Genomic DNA, 5,881 nt, shown 5'->3' on the forward strand with positions numbered 1-5,881 from the left:
GGGGGAGTCCCCCGGCGGGGTCAGGGGCGGCGCCCCTGATGCCTTTTCTGCCTTTTCTGCCTTTCTGCGTTTCCTGTGTTTCCTGCCTTTCCTGCGTTTTATCCATGGCTGACGCCGGGGCCGGAGATGGCGCTTTTGCCGTTGCCCTTGGGGGAGACTCTGATCTGGAGGCCGACGCGGTCGCGGACGGCCTGGACGTGGGATATGATGCCTATCATTTTTCCTTTTCTGCGGAGGGAGGCGAGCATGTCGAGGGCGGTGCCGAGGGACTCTTCGTCGAGGGTGCCGAATCCTTCGTCGAGGAAGACGGAGTCGACGCGCACGTTGCGGCTGGCCATCTGGGCGAGGCCGAGGGCGAGGGCAAGGCTGACGATGAAGCTTTCGCCGCCGGAGAGGTTGCGGGAGGAGCGCACGGCGTCGGCCTGGTAGCGGTCGATGACGTTGAGGGTGAGGGCTTCGGTTTTGCTGTGCACGAGCAGGTAGCGGTCGGTCATGAAGGCGAGCTGGCGGTTCGCCATGAGTATGAGCCTGCGGAAGGTGAGTTCCTGCGCGTAGTTGCGGAACTTTTTGCCGTCGGCGGAGCCTATGAGCTCGTTGAGCGCGGCCCAGCGGCGGCAGCGGGCGGCCTGCGCCTCGCGCTTTTCTCTGAGCTTTGCGGCCTGGGCCTTTTTCTCGTTGTTGGCGTCGAGCCGTTCCTGCAGGCTGCCGAGGCGTTGCAGGGCGTCTTCGCGTTCGGCGCGGGTCTGTGCGAGGGCACGCTCGGTTTCCTCGCGCGAGGGCAGGGGCAGGATTTGCGCGGCGCGGCGGCGGGCCAGCTCTGCGGCGCGGGCATCGAGTCCGGCGGCCTTTTCGGCAAGGGTCTGCTGTGCGAGGGTGAGCGCGTCGAGCTCTTCTCTGTTCATGAGCGCGGCGCGGCAGGCGGCTTCGTCGGCAAAGCCTTCGGACTTGAGTCGGATGAGGAGCGCCTCTTCCATGTCCTTCATGGCCGAGGAGCGCTGCGTCATGCGTTCGGCAAGGGCGGCGGCGTCGCGGCGGGCTTCGGCCAGCGCCCGGGAAGCGGCCTCCAGCGCGCTGCGGCGCTCCTCCTCCGCCTCTTCTCTGTGGCGCAGGCGTTTTGCGGCGGCCTTTTCTTCCTCGTCAACGCTTAGGTCTCCGAACAGGGCGCGGCGCTCGTTTTCCAGGGCGGCGAGGGCGGCGGCGCGTTCCGTGCGTCCGGCAAGGGCGGCGTTCCATTCGCGTTCGGCGGCGTCGAGAGCCTGCGCGCCCACGGCAAGAAGCCGTTCCCGTCCGGCAAGGGCTTCCCGGGCGTCGGCTTCCTGTTTGACGAGCGCGGCGTATTCGCTGCGGCGAGTTTCAAGCGCGCGTACGGCAAGCTCGAGCTCTTCGGTACGGCTTCCCGTCTCGCCGAAGGCCGAAACGCTGCGGCAAAGTTCGTCCCGTCCGGCGTCGGTCTTGCGCGTCTTTTCGGCAAGGTCTCTTTCAAGCCCGGCCTTTTCCGTGCCGAGGCGCAGCGCCTCCTTTTCCGTTTCCTGAACGGCGGCCTGCGCTTCGTCGTGCAGGCGGCGCAGCTTTTCCGCGTCTTCGGCAAGGGCGCGTCCGGCGGTCTGCTGCGCGTCCAGCCTGTCGAGAAGGGCCGTTGCCTCGTCAAGCGCTGCGGCGGTCTCGGCGGCAAGGCGTTCCAGAACCGGCGCGAGGGCGGGCGCGTCTTCGCTGAGCGCAAGGGCCGAAAGAATCTCGTTTTCCCACGGCTCAACCGCTGCGGAAACGGCGGAAGGGGCAGAATCCGCGGAAGGGGCGGAAACCGCGGAATCCCTGCCGGAGAGCTGGGTCGGGGCGCTCCCGTCTGAAGATTCGCCGGCTTCCGGCAGGGCGGCCCCGTCGCTTTCGGCGGGCGAGGGGCAGGTCAGCGCCCGGCTGAGCGCGGGCGAAAGGGCCGAGAGCGCATGGCGCAGCGCGTTTGTCTGTTCGGCAGCGGCGCTTTCGGCTTCGGCGCAGGCTTCGCGCGCGTGCGCGGCGTCGCTCCGGTGTCCGGCAAGGGCGGCGGCCAGCGCTTCCACGCGCGCTTCAAGTTCGCGCACGGGCTTTTGCGGGTCGTCCGGCAATGCCGGAGCCTCGCAGGCAAACGGGTGATGCGTTGCGCCGCACAGCGGGCAGGGCGAGCCTTCGCGCAGGCTTTTGCGCTCCTCTTCGTAGGAGCGTATCTTTGCCTCGAGCGCCAGCTTTTCCCGCAGGGCCGAAAGTTTTTCCCTGAGAAGGGCAAGGTCGCCTTCCTCCTTCTGCACGGCAAGGGTCAGCTTTTGACCGCGACTTTTCAGCGACGCTGCGCGCACAAGAAGCGCGGCCCGGCTCTCAGCGGCGGCAAGAGCCTTGTCCAGCGCGTTCCGGCGCACGGAAAGCGCCTCGCGTTGCGCACGGTGAAAGGCGGCGTCTCTGCCGCAGAGAAGCGCGGCAAAGTTTTTGCGCGCCGCGTCCAGCTTTTCCCGCGCCCCGGCAAGCGCGCGGCTCAGCGCTTCGGCAGAGCGGCGGCGTCCGGCAAGGACGGTTTCCTGCTCGTCAAGATTCCGGGAGCACGCGTCAAGCGCCCGGCGCGTGGCGTCAAGCGCGGCTTCGTCCTGCCGGAGCAGCGAAAGGCGCATGGCAAGAGAGCCGGTCGCATCGGCAAGCGCGGCGTCGGCGGCGCGCGCCTCCCGCGTTTTTGTCAGATCGGCAAGCGTCTGCTCTGCCTTCGCGTGTGCCTGCCCGGCCTCTGCCTGTTCCTTCTTCCGGCGCTCCAGCTCCGCGCGGCGGCCGCTGAGCTCCTTGTCCAGCGCGGCCAGGTCGCCGCGGCGTGCGGCAAGTTCCGTGTCGACGGCCCGCACCTTTTTCCACGTGTCCCGCTCCCGTTCCACGGAGGCCTTTTCCTCGGCAAGCGCGGCCCGTGCCCCGGCAAGCGCCTGCCGCTCCGCCGTTTCCGCCGCTTCAAGACGCGGCAGCTCCGTATCAAGCGCGGCCTTGCGCTCCGTGTCGCGCCGCTCTTCCTCGCGTCGCACGTCGAGCGCTTCCAGCGACGGCGACAGCGCCGCGGCCCGCACCGCCCGTTCAAGACGCTCCTTTTCCGGCGCAAACGCTGCCGTTTCCGCGTTCAGCGCGTCTTTGTCTGCGGCAAGGGTCTTTTCGTCCCGCTCCAGCGCCTCGGCCTGCTCCACGCGCGCCATGTCCCCGGCAAGCGCCTCTTCCCGGCGGGCCAGCGCCTGCACGCCTTCCAAAAGCGTGCGCTTTTCTCCCGTAAGGCCTTCCTCTTCTTCAAGAGACAGCAGATCGCGGGCGGCAAGGTCTCTGTCCAGATTGTCGAGCCTGAGCCGCTCGTCCCGGCTGCGTTCGTGCACCTTCTTGGAAATTTCCGTATAAATGCCTTTGCCCGTTATCTTTTCCAGAAGCGGCGCGCGCTTGTCGCCGTCGGCCAGAAGAAACGAGGCAAAATGCCCCTGCGCCAGAAGCATGGACTGCGTGAACCTTGCAAAGTCCATGCCCGTGAGCTCTTCCACCCCGGCAAGCACGGCTTTGGTGTTTTCGGCAATCGACCGGCCTTCGCTGTCGTAAAGACGGTGCTTCGGCGGCTGAAACTCGCCCGCGGCACGCTTTCCCGTCCGCTTCTGGCTCCAGCTGCACACGTATTCCCCGCGCATGGTGCGAAAGCGCACCTCAGCCAGACATTCCGTGGCCTGCCGCGACATGATTTCGTTGCTGCTTTTGGTCACCTTGTCGAGTCTCGGCGTGGAGCCGTACAGCGCCAGACAGATGGCGTCGAGTATGGTGCTCTTGCCCGCACCCGTGGGGCCCGTAATGGCAAAGATGCCGCCGGATTCGTATTCCGGCCCGTCAAGGCGCACGGTCCAGTCGCCGGAGAGGGAATTAAGATTGCGTATCCGAACGCTCAAGATGCGCATGATTCCTCCTCGGCTTCGCGCACGGCGGCCACGGTCTCGCGGAACGCTTCCCGCAGCTCTTCCAGTTCAGGGTCTTTGGGCGCGCGTTCGGGATAGGCTTCCCGAAGCCGCCTCTCAAACACGTCTTCCACGTCCAGCTCTTCAAGGTCGTCCTGTTCGGGATCGGCGTCCATGCCTTCGGGCAGAAGTCGCGCGTTGCGTATGCGAAGCACTTCCAGCCTGCCGGACACGTGTTCCTCCACGCGCCGCCGAAGCTCCGGCACGTTCTCCTCGCCGGTGTGCAGCACTTCGGCCCACACGCTCTCCTTTGCTGCGGAAAGCTCGTCGAGCCTGCGTTCTATGGCCTCCATGTCGCCTTCCACCCGCTCCAGACGCTGAAATTCCGGCACGGCCACGCCGCAGGATTCCACCTTCGCTCCGTTCGTGGTGAGAATGCGTACCTCATGACGTCGCCCTGCCTCATCGAAGCCCATGGGCAGCGGCGAGCCCGTGTAGCGGATGCGCTCCTCGCCGTGCACCTTCTGCGCCGCGTGCAGATGCCCGAGCGCCACATAGTCGAACGCGGCGGGAAAAACGTCGGCTTCCACCTGCCCGAGAGAGCCCACGCACAGATCACGCACCCCGTCGTCGCCCGACGTGCTGCCCCCGGTCGCAAACAGATGCCCCGTGGCCAGCACCGGAATGTCGCGCCCGGCCCGCAGCCTTTCCGCTTCCAGAGCCGCAAGACGGTAATGCTCCTTCATGCCCTCGGCCATGAGCCGGTCGCGCGCGTCCATGGCGTCGCCGTCCTTCGCCCTGTACAGGTCGCGGTCGCGCAAAAAGGGCACCGCGCACACAATGAGCTCCGTTTCCCCGTCCGGCCCGTCAAGCGCAAGCACTTCTTCCTCGGGCGCGCGCGCCCGGCCCGTGACGTGAACGTGCATGGACGAAAGAGGACCGGCTGGCGCGTCCAGAAACGCCGGAGAATCAGGGCTGCCCGCAATGATCACCACGTGACGGCACGGACTCCCCGCCGCCGTCACCTCACGAAGAAAGTCGTAGTACAGCGACTGCGTCTGCGTGCCCGGTACCGCGCTGTCAAAAACGTCCCCGGCTACGATAAGAGCTTCAATGCCCTCGCGGTGAACAAGCTCCATGAGCCACGAAAGAAACTGGCGGAACTCCTCGTGCCGCCGCCTGCCGTATAAACTGTGACCTAAATGCCAGTCGGATGTGTGAACTATCTTCATGCCTTCCTGCCGCGGCCCTGAAAAAAAGCGCAGCCTGCACAGCCGCGCCGAACGCCGCGCTCCCCATGTACCACGCCCCCCCGCCCCCTGTCATGCAAAAAGGAAAGGCAGGAAAGACAGGAAAAGCGCAGGAAAGTGATATATTCCAGTGTTTTGTAGATGCGTTTCAAGATAAGGCAGGAAAGGGAGATGAAGGAGTCAATTGGTTCATACATGGAGTGACACCTTCATACCCGCATCATAACCCTAAAATCGCGGGTGGATTTTTTTAAGATGTATTTCCTGCAGGTGTGCGTTTGGGTAGTGATGAAGGGGGACTTAGTAAAGAACGTTTCAATGAAGTTGTAAAAGATGCTTTAAGTTCCAAAAAGGCCATAGGTCTTTCTGTGGGGCCTATAACAAAAGGTCATGTAGTTACTATGTGGGGAGCTGAGTTTGATGAAAACGGTGATGTTTCCTATATTTATTATGTAGACAATAATGACCGTGATTACTACGAAGCTTATGGAGGCGTAGGATGTTTTAGAAAGGAAGTCAGTTATGAAAGATATCCTGAAGGTGGCACTTATGCTTGTTACAAGACAGGGTATATTGGAGATGACAGACCTGTCACAATCAATCGTCTTATAATACTTGATTTAGGAGAGAAATACTGGAAGCAATATTTAGGTATTGAATAAATCATGCCTCTTGTTATGACATGAAAATACCCCGAATCTGACAGCT

Annotated in this window: 3 protein-coding genes; 1 reads left to right on the top strand and 2 read right to left on the bottom strand. The window is 63.7% G+C overall.

Annotated features, from left to right (window positions below):
- Window positions 1–98: 98 nt before the first annotated feature.
- Window positions 99–3,926, bottom strand: coding sequence for an AAA family ATPase (locus Q0J81_RS10060; protein ID WP_294447593.1), 3,828 nt, complete (start codon window positions 3,924–3,926; stop codon window positions 99–101).
- Window positions 3,914–5,155, bottom strand: a complete 1,242-nt coding sequence (locus Q0J81_RS10065) for an exonuclease SbcCD subunit D C-terminal domain-containing protein (protein ID WP_294447594.1) — start codon at window positions 5,153–5,155, stop codon at window positions 3,914–3,916. The genes Q0J81_RS10060 and Q0J81_RS10065 overlap by 13 nt, the downstream gene beginning before the upstream one ends.
- 296 nt (window positions 5,156–5,451) lie before the next feature.
- Here Q0J81_RS10065 and Q0J81_RS10070 point away from each other — a divergent pair, with 296 nt between their 5' ends.
- Window positions 5,452–5,835 carry an IdeS/Mac family cysteine endopeptidase gene (locus Q0J81_RS10070; RefSeq protein WP_294447596.1) on the top strand — a complete coding sequence of 128 codons (384 nt, stop codon included), beginning with the start codon at window positions 5,452–5,454 and terminating at the stop codon, window positions 5,833–5,835.
- The last annotated feature ends 46 nt before the right edge of the window (window positions 5,836–5,881 follow it).

This window comes from uncultured Mailhella sp., assembly GCF_944324575.1.
Taxonomy (GTDB): Bacteria; Desulfobacterota; Desulfovibrionia; order Desulfovibrionales; family Desulfovibrionaceae; genus Mailhella.

Bases quoted from the DNA above. Each gene is read 5' to 3' on its own strand.
- Q0J81_RS10060 (WP_294447593.1), bottom strand. From the start codon at position 3,926: ATGCGCATCTTGAGCGTTCGGATACGCAATCTTAATTCCCTCTCCGGC.
- Q0J81_RS10065 (WP_294447594.1), bottom strand. From the start codon at position 5,155: ATGAAGATAGTTCACACATCCGACTGGCATTTAGGTCACAGTTTATAC.